The organism is Bradyrhizobium diazoefficiens (genome assembly GCF_016616885.1).
Taxonomy (GTDB): Bacteria; Pseudomonadota; Alphaproteobacteria; order Rhizobiales; family Xanthobacteraceae; genus Bradyrhizobium; species Bradyrhizobium diazoefficiens_F.
On the sequence record NZ_CP067102.1, the window covers coordinates 1,747,841 to 1,769,897 of the forward strand.

General features: G+C 58.8%; 11 protein-coding genes and 5 pseudogenes. 14 read left to right on the forward strand and 2 right to left on the reverse strand.

The annotated features are described in order from the left end of the window. Positions 1-70 precede the first annotated feature (70 nt). Positions 71-321 (forward strand): annotated as a pseudogene (locus JJC00_RS08115) (IS66 family transposase); the annotation flags it as partial. A gap of 180 nt (positions 322-501) precedes the next feature. On the opposite strand, the pseudogene istA reads toward JJC00_RS08115, so the two are convergent. Beyond that, positions 502-1,611, reverse strand: a pseudogene (gene istA / locus JJC00_RS08120) (IS21 family transposase); the annotation flags it as partial. A 47-nt stretch (positions 1,612-1,658) separates the two neighbouring features. Beyond that, positions 1,659-2,483, reverse strand: coding sequence for an enoyl-CoA hydratase-related protein (locus tag JJC00_RS08125; RefSeq protein ID WP_200472113.1), 825 nt, complete (start codon positions 2,481-2,483; stop codon positions 1,659-1,661). A gap of 1,176 nt (positions 2,484-3,659) precedes the next feature. Here JJC00_RS08125 and JJC00_RS08130 point away from each other — a divergent pair. The 13 genes and pseudogenes from JJC00_RS08130 (at position 3,660) to JJC00_RS08195 (ending at position 22,052) form a co-directional block, all read left to right on the forward strand. Then, complete coding sequence (locus JJC00_RS08130) at positions 3,660-4,439, forward strand: enoyl-CoA hydratase-related protein (protein ID WP_200472114.1); 780 nt, start codon at positions 3,660-3,662, stop codon at positions 4,437-4,439. Between the two features lie 467 nt (positions 4,440-4,906). Then, a complete protein-coding gene (locus JJC00_RS08135) occupies positions 4,907-6,451 on the forward strand; it encodes an acetolactate synthase large subunit (protein ID WP_200472115.1) in 1,545 nt (514 codons plus the stop codon). A 385-nt stretch (positions 6,452-6,836) separates the two neighbouring features. Beyond that, complete coding sequence (locus JJC00_RS08140; RefSeq protein WP_200472116.1) at positions 6,837-7,610, forward strand: hypothetical protein; 774 nt, start codon at positions 6,837-6,839, stop codon at positions 7,608-7,610. 434 nt (positions 7,611-8,044) lie between these two features. Beyond that, positions 8,045-9,224: pseudogene (locus JJC00_RS08145) on the forward strand (IS3 family transposase). Positions 9,225-9,312: 88 nt separating this feature from the next. Beyond that, positions 9,313-10,139, forward strand: a pseudogene (locus JJC00_RS38915) (IS110 family transposase). 179 nt (positions 10,140-10,318) lie between these two features. After that, complete coding sequence (locus JJC00_RS08165) at positions 10,319-12,514, forward strand: acetate--CoA ligase family protein (protein ID WP_200472120.1); 2,196 nt, start codon at positions 10,319-10,321, stop codon at positions 12,512-12,514. 109 nt (positions 12,515-12,623) lie between these two features. Continuing rightward, complete coding sequence (locus tag JJC00_RS08170; protein WP_200472121.1) at positions 12,624-13,826, forward strand: acyl-CoA dehydrogenase family protein; 1,203 nt, start codon at positions 12,624-12,626, stop codon at positions 13,824-13,826. Positions 13,827-13,850: 24 nt separating this feature from the next. Then, the gene (locus JJC00_RS08175) at positions 13,851-15,014 is read left to right on the forward strand and encodes an acyl-CoA dehydrogenase family protein (RefSeq protein WP_200472122.1); all 1,164 of its coding nucleotides are present in this window, start codon (positions 13,851-13,853) and stop codon (positions 15,012-15,014) included. Positions 15,015-15,108: 94 nt separating this feature from the next. After that, positions 15,109-16,539 (forward strand): aldehyde dehydrogenase family protein, encoded by a 1,431-nt coding sequence (locus JJC00_RS08180; RefSeq protein WP_200472123.1) that lies wholly within the window; start codon positions 15,109-15,111, stop codon positions 16,537-16,539. A 522-nt stretch (positions 16,540-17,061) separates the two neighbouring features. Further along, positions 17,062-18,201, forward strand: a complete 1,140-nt coding sequence (locus JJC00_RS08185; protein ID WP_200472124.1) for an ABC transporter substrate-binding protein — start codon at positions 17,062-17,064, stop codon at positions 18,199-18,201. Between the two features lie 176 nt (positions 18,202-18,377). Beyond that, a pseudogene (locus JJC00_RS38920) lies at positions 18,378-18,488 on the forward strand (tyrosine-type recombinase/integrase); the annotation flags it as partial. A 242-nt stretch (positions 18,489-18,730) separates the two neighbouring features. Next, entirely contained in the window at positions 18,731-20,125 is a 1,395-nt protein-coding gene (locus JJC00_RS08190) for an FAD-binding oxidoreductase (protein WP_200472125.1), read from the forward strand. A 766-nt stretch (positions 20,126-20,891) separates the two neighbouring features. Next, a complete protein-coding gene (locus JJC00_RS08195; RefSeq protein WP_349643536.1) occupies positions 20,892-22,052 on the forward strand; it encodes a M24 family metallopeptidase in 1,161 nt (386 codons plus the stop codon). The last annotated feature ends 5 nt before the right edge of the window (positions 22,053-22,057 follow it).

Consider the following 22,057-nt stretch of genomic DNA (forward strand, 5'->3'; position numbering starts at 1 on the left):
CGCAAATTCCGGCATTTTCCTTTTGCCGCTCAATTGCTTCAGGATTTTTCACCGACGACGATCTCCTGTCGACATCGAGCGTGATATCAATGGACTGGCTGCTGAGCAGCGCCTATCCGTCAGGAGCGAAGGAGCGCGCCGGTCGTCGCCGAACTTGAAGAGTGGATGCGTGGCGAACGGGCCAAGCTCTCGCGCCACGAACCCGTCGCCCAGCCGATCGACTACATGCTCAAGCGCTGGGCAGGCTTCACGCGCTTCTTTGATGAGGGGCGCATCTGCCTCACGAACAATGCCGCCGAACGGGTGCTGCGCGGTCTTGCTTGTTCATTGTACCTCCTCGTCAAGTGTTTGGAAATCGTTGGGAGTTGATTCTCGGAATCGGTGCGACACGGGCGACCTGTTCGCGGGATCGCGGTAGTCACAGCATCGGTCTCGAGATCAGACGATCGAATTTTGATGAGGCGCGCCAAGGTACCACTTGCAAGCAGAATACGATCCTTAAAGGCGGCGAATCCGATGATGCGACACGCCAAGCTTTGCCGCGGCTTCCGACATGGTCAACCATTTGCCGTCCTTCTCCGCCGAACAGTACGCATGAATGCCGTTCACCCTGCGTACCGAGCTGACGCGGTGCGCGGTCCATGTCTTGCCCTGGCCGGCCGGCATCCCCATCCGATTTAGCGACGCGGCGATATCCTGGTCCGACCATCGGGTCGCCATGGCTCGCATCACGGCAAGCGCTTCCTCAGATGTGCGGCATCCGTGCTCGCCTGTCTTCGGCTTACGGACGCGGAGCCGTGAATGCTGACCGCCGCCCCAATGGATTGTTAGAATAACCTCGCGCGTTGCCTCGTCGACATGTTTGTGACTGCCGCTCATGGGCTGATGCGCAGCGATCCGCTCGCCCTTGTGGAAGATCTCGACGGTGCGGGCGGTGAGCCGGATCTCGACCTCGGCGCGGGCGAAGCGATGGGGACGCTGTAGCAATGCTTCTCCACCTCGACGTGGTAATCGAGGCTGACGCGGCGGATCCGCCACTCAGCGAGCACGTAGGGGCTCGCCGGCAATGGCTTGAGCGCCGGCCGGTCGACTCCTCGAGCAGCCGGCGGCGCGTCACGCCGAGCCGTCGGATCGACCGCTCCTCGTTGAGCCTTGTGAGCAGTTCGCCGATCGCCGCATTGACCTCGGCTAGGCTGTAGAAGGTGCGATGACGCAGACGGGCTCGACGATGAGGACGGCCTGCTCGACCTTAGGCTTGTCGCGCGGCCTGCGCGGCCGCGCCGGCAAGATGGCGGTGCCGTAATGCGTCGCCATTTCCGCATAGGTGCGATTGATCTGCTGGTCGTACAGGTGCGCCTTGATGACCGCGACCTTGATGTTGTCAGGCACCAGCAGCGCCGGTACGCCGCCGATCGCCGCGACGGCGCCAACATGGGCGCTGATCCAGTCGGCGAGCCCCTGCGTCCACGTCGCCTGCGCGTAGGTGAAGCTCGAGGCGCCGAGCACCGCGACGAAGTGCTGCGCCATTCTGTGCTCACCGGTGAGGCGATCGACCACCACCGGCACGCCGTCGCCGGCATAGTCGACGAACAGCTTGTCGCCGGCTGCATTCGTCGCTGAAGAAAGTTTAATGGGAGCGGTCAGTGCGAGATTGAAGGTCAACGCCCTTCGAAAGCAGGCTTTCGCTTTTCCATAAACGAGCGCACACCCTCCTTATGGTCGAGACTCTGTGCCGTCATGATCACATTGACCGCTTCATAGTCCATCGATTCCGCGAGGCTAGAGGTCACGGCGTGATCCAAGCTATCCTTCATACGGGCGAATGCGAATGTGGGACCCGCCGCCAGCGAAGCGGCCAGGCCAAAAGCCGTCTCGCCAAGATCAGTGGCGGGCACAACGCGGTTAACGAGGCCGATGGTTGCCGCGCGCTGTGCATCGATGCGTTCGGAGAGAAACATCAGTTCGCGGGCGCGGGCGAATCCGACCAGCCGCGTCAGCAGCCAGCTAATACCGCAATCCCCGGATAGAGCGATGCGTGCAAATGCTGTCGTCAGAACGGCTGACTCTGCAGCAATGCGCATGTCGCAGGAGAGCGCGACCGCAAGGCCGGCGCCCGCGGCGGGGCCTCCGATGGCTGCAACAGTCGGCTTTCGGACCGACATGAGGGAACCGATCAGCCTGCGGTGATAGGCGCGTTGGCCAGCCACCCGCTGTTCGAATGTTACTTCGGCCAGCCCTGAGTTCTGGCCAAAGCCTTTCACATCGGCCCCCGCGCTGAACGCGGTTTGTGCGCCCATGATAAGGATTGAACCAACTCGCGAATCCTCACCGAAACGTGGAATCAAGTTCTCCCACGCTGCGAGCATTCCATCGGAGATCGCGTTCCGCGCCTCCGGACGATTTAGCGTGACAACGGCCACGCGCTCACGGATTTCAGCCAGCAATTCACTTGTACCCGAATCGATTTGCACTGTTTGTGCCATGATTAATGCTCCAACGTATGGCGGGCGATACAACCCTAGGACGACTGAGCTTGCCGCAACGCCTTGCAGCTACAGGCCATCCGCGTATAGGCGAATCTTCTGGTATTCAACCCAGCCGCTTTTGACTAGCCTTGATGTACCAAGCTCTTCGGCGCATCGGTTCGCGCTCAGTATCGATACCGCGTTTTGGCTTTCGTCTCGCGGCAGTTACGGATCGGCACATGAGACCTTTCGTGTGTATGTGTGTGCTTGTGTTTCCGTTGGGTCCATATACTACCTCTCTATGGTGAAAACCTGCGTTCGGTGGCGCAACTTCGCTGAAAATTACATTTTTATCCGCAAAATTTGACTGATCCCTGCAAAGCCCATCGCTAGCATGTAGGCGCGTTATATCGCGCCCTTGATGGGCCCATAGTCCGCCCAGATTGGCCGTCGCAACGCAACTGCGCGCGGGAACGGAATGACTAAACATCATGAAAAGCCCGGGGATATGCACATTGATGGCGTGCTGCCGGGAGCACCCGAGCTCGTCGACCATGTACCCTTCAGGCTCGCGCCGCGAAAATATTCGACTGGCTCTTCAGGATCGTGGCAGCTCCCCGGTGCGGATCCGAGGCTCAACGCGCTATCACTCGTCGGGCATCCCGAGTTCCAGCGCACGAGTAAGCTCGGCAATGTCCTATCCTCGCACCGAGATCAGCGCGGCCCTACTATGCGAATGCGGTGCGCATCATGCGCGACGCCACTGGGTTGACCGAGCGCGATGGCAAGCGCTTGCTTGCGCTCTAAGGCGCTCCCGGCCCTCGCGAGGCTCTGGAAACAGATGCGAAGCAGACGACGCGTTGCACAGGATCTTGCGTTTCCCAGTTGCGATGCAAGATCAGATGGAGCCTGGAGGTCCGCCCGAGTCGCGCACCGCGCAGAACTCGCACCGCGCAGCTGCTCGAGCTCCACGCGGACATCGGCCGCATCGAAGGGCGGCATCAATGCACGCATGTTGTTGAGCGCCTCCACCCAGGTTGCTCGAGGAAGCAATGATGCATCTGCGCGTTATCAGGAAGAACTTGTCTTCAGAGACGAGGTCGGGGCATTTTTTCGCTCCGCAATGCCTGCCAACATCAATCAGAGTTGCAGGACATCTTCCTGCATTTCCGATAAGGTGGAAAGGAAGTAGAGATGACGAGTGTGCGTACCCAACGCAATGGGCCTGTTCTCGAAATCGTATTGGACCGACCGCGCGCAAACGCGATTGATGCGACAACAAGCCGAGCACTTGGCGCAGTGTTCATCGAACTGCGTGATGATCCTTCGTTGCGTGTCGGTATTGTCACTGGTGCTGGAGAGCGCTTCTTTTCGGCAGGCTGGGATCTCAAGAGTGGCGCCGTTGAGTCGCCCGACCGTGATTGGGGCCCGGGCGGCTTCGCTGGGCTCACCGAGTTGTTTGATGTCGGCAAACCAGTAATTGCCGCCGTGAATGGCCTCGCAGCTGGAGGTGGCTTCGAACTGGTGCTCGCTTGCGATCTCGTGGTAGCCGCGGAGCATGCCGAATTTTTTCTCCCTGAAGCACGTCTTGGTGTCATTGCAGATTCCGGCGGCGTTTTTCACCTGCCGCGCCGCCTGCCGCATGTTATTGCGATGGAGATGCTTTTCACCGGCCGCCGGATGAGCGCGAGCGAGGCGCTCACTCGTGGCCTCGTAAATGCCGTCACCTCCGCGGCGGAGGTGCTCCCGCGCGCCCGGCAGCTTGCTGAGAGCGTCTGTGCATCCGCGCCGCTTGCAATTGGCGCTTACAAGGAGATACTTCTGCAGACTGAAAACCTGCCATTGCCCGAAGCATATCGAGTTATGCGGAGCGATGCGTGTGCCGTCTACCAGAGACTGCGTGGTTCCGAGGATGCCAAGGAGGGGCCGCGTGCCTTTGCCGAAAAGCGAGCCGCGCGCTGGCATGGATGTTAGGTGACCTCGTTCGAAGTGGTAACGCCTCGCTGCCCAATTCTTGAGCAAGGAGTCGCGGCGCGAGCATATACACAATCTGCTGCTATTGGAGAGCGGGCCGCAATTGCCGTAGGTCACCGCTCTCTCCTGGTCAGAGCAAAGAGCGAGGTGCGACACTCGCACAGCACGCAATTGCATCGTGCCGCACCTCGTTCAATCTGACCGAACGTCTTCACGGTGCAAGTAGCGACGCGTATTCTTCACTTTCGCTGGCGACATAGCATAGGACATCTCTGTTCGATCGCGCCAAAATCGCGCGCCTACATTGCTAACTGCGCAGATTTTCGGCGTCGAGATGCCAAATCGATCTCAAACCAATCTATAGAATGTAAGAATATCCTGGAGCGTGAGATGACTGGTCGGATCAAGCGCGCGAAAGTAGATTATCGAATCGTTGGTGCGTGCATGAAACTTTTGGAGTGGATGCAATGAATGGTGCGGAAAGCCTTGTGAGAACGCTTGTGGGGGGCGGCGTTGATATCTGTTTTGCCAATCCCGGCACCTCAGAAATGCATTTTGTTGCGGCTCTGGACAGAGTCGAAGGGATGCGATGCGTTCTCGGTCTGTTTGAGGGCGTTGTGACAGGCGCAGCAGACGGTTATTTCCGAATGAAGGGCACGCCGGCCTCGACGCTGCTGCATCTCGGCCCTGGTCTTGCAAACGGGGTTGCTAATTTGCACAACGCCAAAAAGGCGCTTTCCGGCGTAGTAAACATCGTCGGTCAGCATGCGGGCTATCACATCGGCTACAACGCGCCTCTAACTTCGGATATCGAGGGGCTGGCAGGGCATACCTCGGCGTGGGTACGCACCTCGCCGGATGCCAAGTCGGTCGCGCGAGACGGTGCTGCGGCCATCGCGGCCGCTAAGAGTTCTCCACCACAGATCGCAACCCTTATTCTGCCTGCCGATACCGCATGGAACGAGGCCGAGGGAGTCGCCCAGGTACCGACGGCAGCGCAGACTTCAAGCTACTCGCCTCAGGCAGTGGATAACGCGGCAAAAGTGCTGGGTCGCAGTGCGCAGACACTACTCTTGCTTGCCGGCAGTGCACTAACCGAGCGCGGGCTGGCGCTGGCAGCGCAAATTTCGGGCAAGACGGGCTGCAGGGTAATGAGTCCAACCCAAAATTCGCGAATTGCACGTGGTAGGGGTCGTTTCGCGATCGACCGAATCCCTTACGTTGTGGACCAGGCGCTTTCGGCCCTGAAGGATTTCAAGAGCATCGTGTTGGTTGAGGCCGCTGACCCCGTGGCATTCTTCGCCTATCCAAACAAGCCGAGCGTGCTCAAACCGGCCGGGTGCGAGGTTCACCGCATGACCGCCGTAGGCGACAATTCGGTGGCGGCACTGGAGGCTTTGGCGCACGCGCTTCACGCGACGCCAAGAGACGTGCGGCCGCAAGCGTACGTCGAACTGATTAAACCGACGGGTCCGTTGACGCTGAACTCGATTGCACAAGCGATCGCGTGCGCGATGCCAGAAAACGCCATTGTGGTGGATGAGTCCGTCACTGCCGGACGCAACTTAGTCCAGCCGACGAGAGCTGCCGCACCCCACGATTGGCTGCAAGACATGGGTGGCGCAATCGGCTTTGGAACGCCGGCTGCAACAGGCGCAGCTGTGGCCTGCCCGGACCGCAAGGTTATCTCTTTAGTCGGCGACGGCAGCGCAATGTATACGATTCAGTCCCTGTGGACGCAGGCGCGAGAGGGACTCGAAGTCGTGACCGTCGTCTTCGCCAATAGGAGCTATCAAATTCTGCGCGGTGAATTCGACAATGTTGGCGCAGGCGAGCCTGGCAAGCGTGCGCAGGACATGCTTCAGCTCGACCGGCCAACCATTGACTTTGTTGCGCTTGGCAAGAGCATGGGCGTTCCCGGTCGCGCAATCACGACGGCGGACGAGTTCAACAAGGCCCTCGAAGAAGCAATCCGCGAGCCGGGGCCTCGCTTGATCGAAGTACAGATGTGATAGTCAAGAGCCGACACGGGAGATTTAAATCGCCGCAGGGGATCCGAAACCCGCAACAGTTGGGGTGGTAGGAACAACCAATGCAGAAACCATCTCCAGCGTCTCGGTGTTCGCCGCCAAAGCCAGCGTGTGTAGCGCCACAAGCACTACTCCCTAACAGCCACTGCCATTTGGCGGAATGCCTGGCGGACTAACCTATTTGTGAATAGGGCCGAATGGTCGTGCCCGGAAGAACATCAAGCTGGGACCCGGGGTGCCATGGGCGACTTGGACGAGGCGGTGGGGACTCGGTAGCCGCAGAGCATTCCTGGCAGCGGATTAAAGTGAGTTACATCTCGTCGAACGCAAAATTCAAAATCTGAAGCTAGTTGAACGGAGGACAACGATGATCGAACCATTCCTTCTAAAAAGCGAAGACATGGTCTTTTCGCAAGTGAATTGCAATGGAATTGGCCACGCCTCAAATTGCCAATTGCTCAGTCCAAACACCAGCAAGACGTTGGGCGTGGGAGTTTCTACCTATGACGGTTGCTCGATTGAGTCCACAACGAGATACGACAAGATCGTCATGGTTCTGAGTGGAATTTTTCGGATACTAACAGAGGAAAACTATAGCCGCGTGATAGAGGCACGGTTTGGTGACGTGATCTGGCTGCCAAAGGGAACTCGCCTGAAATATGAAGGCGAACAGGCTAAGGTGTTCTATTCACTTTATCCTGTTGATTGGGAAACACGTGGGGATGCCAATGATGAGGTGAAGCCGACCACTGAGGTGCTCCATCTCCCAGCCTCGTCAATGATCTTCTACCAGATGCAGGTTCTTGCCGGTGGCTATGCATCTACTTGTAGTTTGATCGGTCCAGCGATCAGTAACACACTCGGCGCGACGATGGCTACCTTCGACGGTTGCTCTATCGAGTGGACGACAAAATATGACCAAGCATCCGTTGGTCTCAGTGGAACCTTCCGAGCCGTGACGGGCGAAAATTTCAGTCGCGTCATGGAAGCCAAGTTGGGCGACGTTATTTGGTTACCGAAGGGGACGCGGCTGAAGTACGGCGGGGACAAAGCCGTCCATTTGTTCGTACCTTACCCCATCAACTGGCGAACAAGCGGTGAGCGACCAAGGCCGAGTTATTGGCCTACATCGGTGCGATAGTTCCGTAAGCCCGTCGGTCAGAGTGTATCCAGTGTGGGGTGCGGCTCGCTAACGGCGAGTCAAATTTGTGCAAGCTGTGTTGACGAGATCGTCGATGCCGAATATGCGTCCAACGACTGGGGATGGGCCAGATCGGCAAGATGGTAGCACCGCATTTTGATGTAGTGTACGGTCTTCGGTGTCCTCCCGCACCCGGCCGGAGCGTCTTGCAAGCTCGCCATTTGCCTGCGCAGGTCGTCTAGAACAGTGCGACCGTAAGCACCGCCGGCACGAGTAGGTCGCTGCTATCATCGCTTGGCGGCACCGGCTTTTATGGGATGGTCCCGCTCCTCCCGAGAGGCATCAGCTAGGATCCTGGTGTTGGAAAGAAAGTGACCCCCCACGGGCTTAATCCAGTTTGAAGTTCGCTCTGGCCCAAGACGAAGGACCAGAGCATGAAGCGCAATCGTTTTACGGAAGAGCAGATCATCGGGATCTCGAAGGAGCACGAGGCCGGGGTTTCGGATCTGTGCCGCAAGCACGGCGTCAGCGACGCCAGCATCTACAAATGGAAGGCCAAGTTCGGCGGGATGGACGTCTCCGAGGCCAAGCGGCTGAGAACGCTGGAGGACGAGAACACGAAGCTGAAGCGGCTCCTGGCCGACGCCATGCTGGACAATGCGGCGCTGAAGGACCTCTTGGGAAAGAAGTGGTGACGCCCGCGGGGAAGCGGAAAGCTGTCGCTCATCTGGTGGATGCCCACGGGATGAGCGAACGGCGAGCGTGTAAAGCCATCGGCTGCTGCCGCATGACCATGAGATATCGGACAACCCGCGCTGACGATGCCAGCCTTCGCGAGCGCATGAGGGCGATTGCCCAGGAACGCCGCCGCTTCGGCTACCGACGGCTGCATGTTCTGCTCAAGCGGGAGGGATATCTGATCAACCACAAAAAGCTCTTCCGTCTCTATCGGGAAGAGATGACGGTGCGCCGCCGTGGTGGCCGCAAGCGGCCATTGGGACCAGGGCGCCGATGCTGGTTCCGATGACGCCGAACGACCGCTGGTCGCTCGACTTCGTGTCGGATCAGCTGACCGACGGTCGCCGCTTCCGCATCCTGACCGTCGTCGATGATTGTACCCGCGAGTGCCTGGCACTGATGGCCGACACTTCGCTTTCCGGTGTCCGCGTGGTGCGAGAACTGGACCGACTGGTGATCGAGCGTGGCAAACCCAAGATGGTGGTCAGCGACAACGGCAGCGAACTCACCAGCAACGCCATTCTCGCATGGGCTGACCAGAGCCGTGTCGCATGGCACTACATCGCGCCGGGCAAGCCAATGCAGAATGCCTTCATAGAGAGCTTCAACGGTCGGCTGCGGGATGAATTGTTGAACGAGACGCTGTTCACGTCACTGGCTCAAGCCCGCGTCGCGCTTGGATGCTGGCGGGCCGATTACAACGACACACGGCCGCACTCGCAGCTCGGATGGAAAACTCCATCCGAGTTCGCCATGACCTGCCACCCGCGCCGGGATCTGGCGCTGCGCTATGCCGAAGGCTCCGCGCCAGCTCCCGTCGCTTCCACCGCCCAGCAGGGCAAATCCAACGGCAAGGGCGAACTCAGAGCTGGATAAAACTTGGGGGCAAGGTCAAAAGGAAGCGAGCCATGAATATGGTGATCCTGGAATCGATCTGGCCAAGAACCGGTGCAGCAGGCGGCGCATGCGCCATAAGACCGTCGTTCAGTTTGCATCCGGTCTGCCACGCTGCGTTGTGGCGCGGCCCACGATGCGGTTCGTAGAACTGAAGAGCGCTGATCAGCTCGACCTGCAATCACTGCACGGAGTGCGCTCGCGCCGGGTCAACGCGCGCAACACGCTGATCAAACCAGTTGCGGGCGTTCCTGCTCGAGCGTGACCAGGTTATAGCCAAGGCACCCCGGCAGCTCGATCGGGCGCTCGACAAGATGCTGCCCGGTGATGACCTCGATATCAACGGCCGCATGCGCACCTGGTAATCGAGATGCGCGAGGAATAGTAACAGCTCGATCGGCACATAGCGGCACTGAATGCTGGTTCAAGGAACATGTCTGCGCGGATGAGGCATTCCAATGCCTCGTTACAATTCCTAGCATCGGCGTGCTCAACGCCACCGCGCTCATAGCCGCGATCGACGACGGCAGCGCCCTCAGGCTCGGTCGCAAGTTCGCCGCTTGGCTGGGACTGGTCCCCAGACAGGCTACAACAGGAGGGAAGTTGAAGCTTCTCGGCACTACCAAGCGCGGCAACAAATAGCTGCGCATGCTGCCGATTCACGGCACGCGGGCCGCACTGCCGTCCCTCGCCAAGAGCGCCGCGCATCTCGGAAAATGGTTGCGTGGCTTGGTGGCCCGCGCCCATTGCAATGTCGCCATCGTGGCGCTTATCGCAAAGCCGGCGCGCATCGGATGGGCAAGCCTGCAGCGGAACGTGTTCTTCGAACCGAGCCGCGGCGGCAGCTTGTCTAACCGTGGCGACCGAGCCTGGGGTCTCGCGCCTTCCGTGGTATAACAAATCCCTGACCGGAGCGCCGATCAACATGGCTCGATATCATCGTCGAAATCCGCCATTTCGCAGAATTTCCTAGCTTATGGCCGGTTTTTTGCGGCGGTTATGCGTGGGTACGACATATATTCGCGTCGTACCCACAACACACCATCTTTCCAACCCACGAATTTAGTCAGCGAGCCATGTCCGCACACTCTGATTTGCAACGAGTCGACGCTATCGACCGTCTTTTCCAAGCGCAGTCCGTAGCTATCGTGGGAGCTTCCCCCAAGGGAGGCTATGTCACGAGCATCCTTAGAAACCTCAAAAAATGGGGGTTCTCAGGCCAAGTTGCTGCGGTTAACCCGCGATACGACCAGATCGAAGGAGTACCGTGCTTCCAAAGCCTCGCAGCCATCCCATTCCCGGTCGACCTGGTCGTGATCGGCGTACGCAGCGACAGCATACAAGCCGTTCTCGACGATTGTGAAGCCGCTCAGGTCGCGGCAGTAGAGATCGTTTCGAGTGGCTTCGCGGAAGAAGGCGGTAATGGCGCCGCGAGGCAGCGCCAGCTTATACAGTGGTCCGAGCGGACGGGCATCCCAGTCGTCGGTCCAAACTGCGTTGGGCTAATGAGCGCTGCGAACGGGCTGATAGCGTTGGCGATGACATGCCAACCAGCAACCCTGAAGGCGGGCGGAGTCAGCCTGGTGCTGCAAAGCGGCATGCTTTCCTCTGGACTGCTCATGCCGATGGCCGGTCGGGGGATCGGTGTTAGGTGTCTCGTCACGACAGGTAACGAAGCCTGCGTCGACGTCGCCGATTTCATCAACTATTTCGCGGAGGATAAGGACACCCGTGTCATCGCCTGCTATTGCGAGCAAATCAAGCGTCCTCTGGAATTCATCAAGGCCTGCGAGCGCGCTGCGGACAATAACAAGCCGATCGTCATGATCAAGGTTGGCCGCTCTGAGGGGGCTCGCAAGGGTGCCTTAGCCCATACCGGCTCGCTGGTGGGCTCAGACGTGGCGATCGACGCCGTGCTGAAGAAGCTGGGTGTGGTTCGGGTTGACACCCCTGATGACTTGATCGAGACCGCGGCCGCGCTGTCGACGACCAAGCGGCCGCGCGGCCGGCGGGTGGTCTTCGCGTCGTCGTCGGGTGCGGCGGTCAGCCTTCTGTCCGATGTGGCCGAGTCTTGCGGCATTGAGTTCCCTCCGGTCCCTGTAGCGGTGAAGGCTCGACTCGAGGCTATTCTTCCCGAGTACGGCACAGTCAATAACCCTCTCGATCTCACGGGCCAGGCCTTCTATGAAACACGCATCGTCGATGATTCCTTGAGGGAACTCGCTACTTGCGAGGCTTATGACGTCATCGTTTGGGGCGGCGACTTCGCTTCGTCTATCGACATGGGGTCGCCCGTCGGGCACGTCTTAAGGCGCGTCGCAGAGACGGCACCGGATGTGGTGTTTTCTGTGATGAGCCTCGTGGGTGGCCAATTTTATCCCGAGCGCGACCCACAAAACCCGATGCTTGAGCCTCGAGCCGAATTCGATGGCATGCCCTTCCTGCAAGGTGTGGGCCCGGGACTGAAGGCGCTCTCCGCACTGATCGGATATGCCGAGTTCCAGCGCACGCGCAAACCCGGCAATCGCCTGTCCGCGCACCGCGGCCAGCGCAGCGCCTGCTATGCGGAGGCGGTGCGCATCCTGCGCGAGGCCAAGGGCGACGTGCTGACCGAGCGGGAGGGCAAGCGCTTGCTTGCGCTCTATGGCATCCCGGTCACTCGCGAAGCGCTGGCGACGGATGCGAAGCAGGCGGCGCGCGTCGCTCAGGATCTCGGCTTTCCTGTGGCGATGAAGGTCGAGTCAGCGGACATAGTGCACAAGACCGATGTTGGCGGCGTCGCGCTGAACATCTCCTCGTCTGAGCAGGCTGCCGCAACGTTCGAACAGATCGTGGGCTCGGTGCGATCGCGATGTCCCGAAGCGAACATCGCCGGCGCGCTGGTGCAGGAGATGGCCAAGCCCGGCATCGAAATGATGCTGGGTGCGACGTTCGACCCGCAATTCGGGCCAGTGATCGTCTTCGGCCTGGGCGGCATCTGGGTGGAGGCGCTGAAGGACGTGCGTGCGCTGATGCCGCCCTTCGATGCGGCCGAAGTCAAGGCGGAGCTTGGGCGACTGCGCGGCGCGAGCGTTCTGCGGGGCGCGCGGGGCGGGGCAAAGCCGGACCTCGAGGCCTTCGCCGATTGCATCGTCAAGTTCAGCGCGCTCTGCAGCGATCTTGCCGACGAGATCGGAGAGATCGACGTCAATCCCATCATCCTTGCCGCCAGTGGTACCGGACTGACCGCGGTCGACTGCCTCATCACCAGGAAAACGCCGCAGAAAGTTTGACGAACACTCGTCGAGGCCACACACGCTAAGAGGCATTGCGAGGGGGCAATCTTCTCTGGTGGGTGTTGTTGGCCTTGGCGAACTTATTTGCACCGAAGGAAGCAAAACGATGGATCTGAGCTTTACCGAAGATGAACTCGCCTTCAGAGACGAGGTCAGGGCTTTTCTCCGCTCCGCAGTGGCTGCCGACATCCGGGAGAAGCTCATCGCAGGCAGACAGCCCAGCAAGAACGACAAGCTGCGGTGGACAAAGATCCTCGCCGAGAAGGGCTGGAGCGTGCCGCACTGGCCGGTCGAATATGGCGGCACGGACTGGAGCCCGGTAAAGCAGTACATCTTCGCTGAGGAGATCGGCCAGACGCCGGCGCCCGAACCGGCCGGCAGCGGCTACGACCTGGGCGGTCCCGTCATCTACACCTTCGGCAGTGAGGCGCAGAAGAAGCGATTCTTGCCGCGAATCGCCACGCTCGAGGACTGGTGGGCACAAGGCTTCTCCGAGCCCGGAGCCGGATCCGACCTCGCCGCGCTCAGTACGAGGGCGGTGCGAGATGGCGACCACTATATTGTCAACGGGCAGAAGACCTGGACCACGGGCGCACAGTATGCCGACTGGATCTTTTGCCTGGTGCGGACAGATCCGACAGCGAAGAAGAAGCAGCAGGGCATCTCCTTTATGCTGATCGATCTGAAGTCTCCTGGCGTAACGGTGCGTCCGATCGAGCTGATCGACGGCGGCTATGAGGTTTGCGAAGTGTTCTTCCAGGACGTCCGCGTTCCGGCCGAGAACCTCGTGGGCGAAGAGAACCGCGGCTGGGACTACGCCAAGTTCCTCCTGGGCAACGAACGCTACAACATCACCTACGTGGGTATCTCCAAGTTGCGGATGGGCCGCATCAAGGAGCTTGCTGCGCGCACGCGGGTTGGAGGCGAGCGGCTGATCGACCAGGCGGATTTCCGCAAGAGGGTGGCTAGCATCGAGGTCCAGCTGAAGGCGCTGGAGATGACGCAGCTTCGGGTTGTTTCCAACAGATCGAAACGGCAGAAGGGAACGGCCGACCCGGCGGGCTCGATTCTGAAAATCAAGGGCTCGGAAATCCAGCAGGCGATTGCGGAGCTTCTGCTGGACGTGGTCGGCCCCTACGCGTTGCCGTATCAGTCGGACGAGGAGATCGAGCGCAAGGAGCCGCCGATCGGGCCCGATTGGGCCGCACCAATTGCGCCGGCTTATTTCAACGTGCGCAAAGTGCCGATCTACGGAGGCTCTGATGAGATCCAGAAGAACATCATCGCCAAGGTGATCCTAGGCCTGTGAGGCCCATTCAGGAGAGTTTCAGCAGTGGACTTTGATTATTCCGAGGAGCAGCAACTCCTCAAGGATAGCGTTGAGCGAGTGATGCTCGACAACTACAGCTTCAACGATCGCTGTAAGTATCAGGCTGAAAAGGTCGGCTATAGCGAGGCGATGTGGGCGCGCTATGCTGAACTCGGGCTTCTGGCATTGCCGTTTTCCGAGGCGCATGGCGGCTTGGGCGGTGGCGCGATTGAGACAATGATCGTCATGGAGGCCTTCGGCAAGGCGCTGATCCTCGAACCCTATTTCGCGACCGTGGTGCTCGCCGGCGGCATCCTGCGGCAAGGAGCGAGCGAAACGCAAAAGGCCGAGATGATCCCGGCAATTGCGGAAGGCCGCATGAAGCTCGCCTTTGCCTATGCCGAACCACAGTCGCGCTACGATCTCTTCGACGTTCAAACGCAGGCGAAGAAGGACGGGGACGAGTGGGTTTTGAACGGCATCAAGGGGCTCGTCCTCCACGGCGAGGCGGCCGATAGGATCATCGTATCGGCGCGGACGGCCGGGGATACGCGGGAGAAGGATGGGATCGGCCTATTCCTGGTTCACAGTAGTGCGCCCGGTGTTGCCCGCCGCGGCTATCCAACACAGGACGGTCTGCGCGCGGCCGAGTTCACACTCGACAATGTGCGCGTCCAGGCAGCCGATGTCATCGGCGATCCGGCGGGTGCCTTCCCGGTCATCACGCGGGTTGCAGACGAGGCGGTCGCAGCGCTGTGCGCCGAAGCGGTCGGCTGCTTCGCGGTAATGCAAGCCACCACCCTTGAGTATCTGAAGACGCGCAAGCAGTTTGGCACGACGATAGGCTCATTCCAGGTGCTGCAGCACCGGGCGGTCGACATGTTGATCGAACTGGAGCAGTCGCGCTCCATGGCGATGTACGCTACGATGATGGTGAGCGAAGACGGCGCGGCCGAGCGCGAACGGGCGATCTCGGCGGCCAAGGCCCAGATCGGCCAGTCGGCCAAGCTGATCGGACAGCAGTCGATCCAGCTGCATGGCGGCATCGGCATGACAATGGAGTACAGCGTCGGCCACTATTTCAAGCACGCGACCATGCTGGACAAGTTGCTCGGCGATGCAGACCACCACATGCAGCGGCTCGCCGCGCTCGGAGGACTCATCGGCCAAGAAGCAAGTCCAACTTGAAAGTGAGTGCTTGTTGATGTGAGCGCCGAGGGGACAGTATCGAGCAGTCGATTGGCGATGAAGCCGGCATGGCAGTTCCAACTCAGAGGGTAACGTGGTCAATCGATTGAAATTTTACATAAATGGCGCTTGGGTGGACCCTGTCATTACAAAGACTATGCCGCTCATCAATCCGGCATCAGCACAGCAAATGTTTGACGTCGCACTCGGGTCAAAAGCCGACGTCGACAAGGCGGTGATAGCAAGTAGGCTTGCATTCGAGGACTTTTCAAATAGTAGCCGCGAACACCGTATCTTGCTGTTGTCGCGAATTATCGAAATTTACAAACGCCGCTTGAAGGAAATCGGTGAAGCTATCTCTGATGAGATGGGCGCCCCCCTTCGGATCGCAGAAGACATGCAAGCCAAATCCGGTCTCGGCCACCTCGTAACAACGCTCAAAGTGCTTGAGGGTTACTCTTTCGAGGAGCGCATCGACGGGGCAGTCGTTCTTCAAGAGCCGATCGGCGTGGTCGGCATGATCACACCTTGGAACTGGCCGATGAACCAGATTGCCTGCAAGGTGGGGCCTGCACTGGCTGCTGGCTGTACCATGGTCCTTAAACCTTCGGAATTCACTCCCACTTCTGCACTGATATTTGCCGAGATCCTTGACGAAGCGGGGGTGCCCAAAGGCGTCTTCAATCTAATTAACGGCCTGGGCACACAGGTGGGCGCCGCGATGAGCGAGCACCCCGATATTGACATGATATCCTTCACTGGATCGACCCGGGCCGGGATCGATGTCGCCAACCGTGCTGCCACGACCGTAAAGCGCGTTAGTCAAGAACTCGGGGGCAAGTCGCCCTACCTCATTCTCGCCGACGCTGACCTGGAAGCGGCTGTCAGTGAGTGCGTCACCCAAATATTTCTGAATTCTGGCCAGACTTGTAGTGCGCCTTCGCGCTTGATCGTGCCCCGCTCCAAAATGGCGGAAGTATCTGAAATCGCGAAAGCGACCGCGGCAAAGGTGAAGGTTGGCCATCCTCGCGCGGAAGGCACCACAATTGGACCAGTGGTAAACCGCGCTCAATGGAGCAAGATACAAGCGCTCATCCAAAAAGGACTAGACGAGGGAGCGACGTTGCTCACCGGCGGTCTAGGCCTCCCCGAGGACCTGGATCAGGGCTTCTATGTCCGTCCAACGATTTTTGCGGACGTCACCAACGAGATGACCGTAGCGCGTGAGGAAATTTTCGGGCCGGTTCTCAGCATTATCGGTGCGGAAGACGATACCGACGCCATCCGAATTGCCAACGATACGCCGTACGGCCTGGCCGCTTACGTATATTCGGGTTCCTTAGATCGTGCACGCAAGGTTAGCCGACTAATTCGAGCTGGTAATGTATCCTTACAAGGCGCTTCGTTCGGCCGAGATGCGCCATTCGGCGGGTACAAACAATCGGGCAACGGCCGAGAGGGTGGGCGATTCGGTCTCGCAGAGTACTTAGAAGTCAAAGCAGTTGCTGGTTTTGGCAAGGCCTGAACAATGGGGTCGATGGCTGCGTCCCAAGAGAGCAAATATCGGACGGCCCTCAATCCCTGCTTCAGACGCAAGTTCGTTGTTGCGGTCCAAAGCACCAAATGTGGTCAGCAACATTGCGATGACGCTGATCCAGGGTACCAAGCAGGTAGATATCGCCCATTGTCCAAACGAATTGCCAACGGTAATATGGTGACATTCAGTATCACTGTTTTCGGACGCAAGCGTCTGCCGGCCGCGTCTTCGTCAAGGCGACTACCCGACTCCGCCTGTATCCGCTTTGCGGCACTCATGGTGGGCTCAAAGACACCATTCTCGGCACATCGGCTCACGCCGCAGCCCGGTTTTGAGTGGGCCTGCGTGTCGGGACGTCTGGCAGCTCATCATGCCGAAAAGCAAAATGCGGCATTAATTTTGCAGGATTTTTTCAATTCTAGCCCTATTACGCAGACTTTATGCGTCGGCATCCGGTCACGATCGTGCATCCGCGGATCATAGTTCTGCTTGAGTGAGGGGGACAACATTATGACCAATCAAAATTCCGGTGACCAATCCCTTTGCGGGTTGAGCCGACGCTCATTACTCGAGTCAGCGGCGGCCTTGCTAAGCATCCCCTTCGTAGCCAAGAGCACGGTGGCTTGGGCGGAGGAAAAACTCGCCGGTAGCGGCGAAGTCATCTATTTCAGCTATGGTGGCTCTTTCACCGAAGGTATTCGGCGATATGTCTTCGATCCGTTCACGAAGGCCACCGGCATCAAGGTGATCGATGCGACGGGCGACCACCCTGGTCCCCTGATTGAGGCCATGAATAAGGCCGGCCGCATCGATTGGGATATGACCACTCTTGGCCCGCCTTATCTAGAAATGCATAAAGCCGGGATGTTCGCGCCGATTGATTACGGCATCTGGGATCCGGAGTCGATCGAGGCGTTGCCGCCGAACACTCGCCTCAACAAAGATGCGGTCGTCGGATACTCGTATTCGATGGTGCTCGCTTATGATAAGCGCGCCTTTCCGAAGGGGGGTCCGAAAAATTGGGTGGATTTTTGGGACGTCAAGAGCTTTCCGGGGCCGCGGGGACTCTACGCTGCCGAGGCTAAGTTTAACTACGTGAGTGCACTTGTTGCCGCCGGTGTCGCATCCAGGGATATCTGGCCGCTCACTGATGATAAGCTCGATCGCGCCTTCGAAAAGCTCAACGAGATCAAACCGCATATTACGAAATGGTGGAGTGCCGGCGGAGAAGCGCCTCAACTCCTGATCAACCGAGAATATGCGATAGCCAGCGCGTACGACGGTCGTTTGGTTAGTGCGATCCGCCAAGGAGCGCCAATCAAATTTGTCTGGGACGGTGCCTATTTGACCAACAGCTACTCAGTGATCCTGAAGGGTGGGCCCAACACAGCGAACGCGCAGAAGCTCCTAGCCTTCATGAACCGCGCGCAGATTGCGGCCGGGTGGACCCTGGGTACCGGATATCCCGCGCCGAATCCAGATCAGCTCAAGTACCTGCCCGCGGAGTTGAGACCGCTGCTCTCCGTCAGTCCGGAGAACGCTTCGAAGTGCATCATCGAAGACACCGCTTGGCTTGATGCGAAGCGCGCGGACGGCAAGACCAACATAGATCACATTCAGGAGCGTTGGACGACTTGGCGGGCATCATGAGTTCCATTGCAATCAATGGCTCGGTCGAGTGCGCGGGGAGGGGGGCGTCACCGGCGAGGCCCGTTAACATTAGAGTATTGAACGAAGCCGCTGGCGATATTTGCCTGGAGGTCGTAACGGTCACCTCCTGTTTGAGAGGATCGAGAGTTTTCAGAGCTCAACCCTTCAGACAGGAGGTGGTCCAGATGAGCCCTCTCCCCCGACGCATGATCGACGACTTGTCGGACCGCAATATGTCGCCGGCGACGCAACGATCATATCTCAACGTGGTATCGAAGTTCGGCCGAGCGCGGGCATACTAGGTCGGTATTGACGAGGGGGAACGTTGACGAAGAGGGATACTGCTAGCATTTCATTTTGTGGCCTCAGCCGTTGCTCAATACTTGGTCTCGTACGCGGGCGCAGAGCTATGGGCGCACTCTCGTCGATCATCATGTCGTTCTGCGCGGTTGCCAAGGGCTGTCCAAGATCGGATCAATTGCGAATGTCGGCTGCCGAGGTTGGCTCATGAACTTGGCATTGAGGAAGCATGTCTGATCGTTTCATAGACGAAGTGCGCGAAGCGCTCGGCAAGGGTTCGGTGTTGACCGGCACCGACATAGACGCGCGCTACTACCATGATTTTGCTGGTAAATCGGTCGCCAAGCCGCGAGCGGTCGTCCGTCCAAGGACAACGGAACAGATCTCGGCGTTCCTGCAGCTTTGTCATCGTGAAGAAGTGCCGGTGACGACGCAGGGCGGCATGACAGGGTTGGTGCGAGGCGCGCTGCCGAATGCCAACGAACTTGTGTTGTCTATGGAACGCATGAACGCGGTCGAGGAGGTGGATATCTCGGCAGGCGTAGCCGTTGTGCAGGCCGGAACTCCACTGCAAAAAATCCAGGAGCGGGTCGAGCAGGAAGGCTACATGTTTCCGCTCGATCTCGGTGCGCGCGGTAGCTGTACCATCGGCGGCAACATCTCGACTAATGCCGGCGGCAACCGTGTAATTCGCTACGGCATGACGCGCGAGCTGATCCTCGGCCTCGAAGTCGTGAAAGCCGACGGGACCGTGCTGCAGGGCTTACGCAAATACATCAAGAACAACGCCGGCATCGACCTGAAGCAGCTTTTCATCGGGAGCGAGGGGATTCTCGGCGTGGTGACCCGCGCCACGTTGCGCATCTTTCCCGCACCTAAGGAGCGGAAAGTGGCGCTTTGCGCTCTGCCGTCGTTCGAAAAAGTCACCTCCTTCCTGGGCATGGCTCGAAAACACCTCGACGGACAACTGACCGCGTTCGAGGTAATGTGGAACGAGTACTACCGCATGGTCGTCGAGCGAGTGAAGGGTGTGATCGGGCCGCTGCCTACCAACCATCCCTTCTACGTGTTGATCGAGGCTTGCGGTGATGACCCCGACCGTGTCCATGCCGATCTCGAGAAGCTGCTCGAGCTCGCAATGGCCGAGAACATGATCCTTGACGCCACGCTCTCGACCTCGAATTCATCCGCAGCAGCGATGTGGCGCATCCGCGATTCCACATCGGAACTTGACCGTAGCTTCCCTTACGCCGCACGTATCGGCTTCGACATCAGTCTCGCCATCGATCGGACAGAGGAATATGTAAAAGTGATCGGATCGCGCATCAAGGCGGTCGACGCCGGCGCGTTCGTGATCGTCTTCGGTCATGTCGGTGATGGCAACCTGCATGTGGTGCTTCATCATGAGCACACGCCTGACAGGCGGGAGGAATTCGAGAACCTTGTCTATCAGATCACCGGCGAATTTGACGGGTCGATCTCGGCCGAACACGGCATCGGCATTCTGAAGCGTCCTTACCTGAGGATGAGTCGGACGCAGGAGGAAATTGAAACGATGCGTACGCTCAAGCGCGCGCTCGATCCGAAAAACATCCTAAATCCGGGACGAATCTTCACAATGTGAGATGGCGGTCCACATTGGGGGGTGCATCCACATTGCTTCTTTCGAGGCCTGCTCTGAGTTCACTCACGTTACGGCCGCTGGATCGCTCAGCCGTCCAATTGATGAGGCTCCGATCCGTCAGTTGTCCTCCGAGCCGCTCGTCAGCTATCAAATCAATCGACAACTCTCTGGGAGAAATCTTTCTCCACTGTTGATACGCCCCCTTCGGGGCGCGCCCCAAAATCCCGCATAACTCAGCTCCGGCTCTATCAAGGTACCTCAGTTGCATTGCTCATTCGAGCATTGAGTAACCCGACTATAAGCCGAAGTTGATGATCTTGCTAGCAATGTCGGGAGCTTCGTCGCCCGATTTAAGAATCTCGTGGAACACCTCGATCCTCCATCTCAATGCATACCATTCATGCGGCCTTGCTCCTCCGTCGACCGGGACAAGATTGCTCTACACCAATGTGCAGAGCATGTTCTGGAGAGAGTCTTTTCCCGACTAACAACCTTTATCCAATGCAGATTTCCTGCAATGCGCCCTGGGAAATTGCCGCCTTCGCGCATAATGTTTCCCGTACCTTATTGTGGATGCGCCAACTGAAAAGCTGCGTCGCGCCCGCGTGCGCCTTCTTCGAGATGGGGGGCCCTCCAGGTGCAGGGCGTCGCGAGCGCCATCACTGCGTTCAACATCTGAGAAGGTTGCGCATGCAGCTAATGTGAGAGCTCGAAAGAGACTCTCCTAAAGATCGTCCGCAGTGCTTGCAGGCTCAAGGGAGATATGATGACTACATCCGAGCCAATTCCGTTCACTGGCATTCCGTTCCCGAAGTGGGAATACCAGCTCCGGCACGAGAAGGTATTCAAGGCCATGGAGCGCTTCGAAATCGATGCGCTGCTTGTCACCGCCTTTCACCATCAGCGGTACCTTACCGGCTATAACGGATATGGTGGGTATTTTAGGCCGTTCCCGGTCGTCTTTGTGCCAGGCAGATCGCCCGTGTATGTGATCCGCGAGTACGAGTTGACTGGTGTTCGCGCGTACAGCTGCATTGACACGTTCGTGACTTACACGCACCTGCCCGACTGGCCCAAGGCCATCGGTGGGGTCCTGAAGAGTTATGGCGTCCATGACAAAAGGGTCGGGCTGCAGCTCGGATGCTGGAATCTTGCGCCTAAAGATGTAACCGAGCTGCAGGCGGAGCTGCCGAACATGAAGTTGGTCGATGCGACCCACCTGATCCCGCAGCTCGCGGCCGTGAAGACTGATCTCGAGCTCAAGGTGATGCGCGAGGCCATGGCCATGACGGATATTGCGGTGCGTACCTTCCAGAATTCGCTGCGCGCCGGCCTCAGCGAGGAGGAATTGAGCGACACCATGACGAGGGAAGTCGCGAAAGTCGGTGGCGAACTCTGGACAACATCAACAAACATCGCGTTTGGTGAGCGCACGAAGATTCCACACGGCGTGGCAACATCTCACCAGATTAAGAACAATGAGCCTGCCATGATCGAGGTCGGCGGAGCGAAGCACGGGTACGCGGCCGGGATCGTCCGCTCTGCCGTCCTGGGAAGGCATCCCGAAGCGGAGTTCGTGCATGCTCTGGCCGTGGACGCCCTCGAAGAGGCCTTCGGCGCGATCAAGGCGGGTGTTACCGCGGCTTCGGTGGATGCTGCAGCGCGCAAGGTGGTTAGGAAATCAGCCCTTCCACGGGCGTTCCGCCACCGCACTGGCTACCACACGGGAATCCATTGGGGTGGTCGGGCCAACCTGAGTCTCGAACCCGAATCGAAGGACATCCTAGAGGCTGGTATGACATTCCACATGCCCGTTATCCTGTTCGGGGAAAGCGACATCATGATTGGGTGCAGCGAGCATGTGCTCGTCACCGATAAGGGCGCGGAGCTCCTAAGCAGCACGCCGCATACTCTCCATAGCGCTTGACCCTG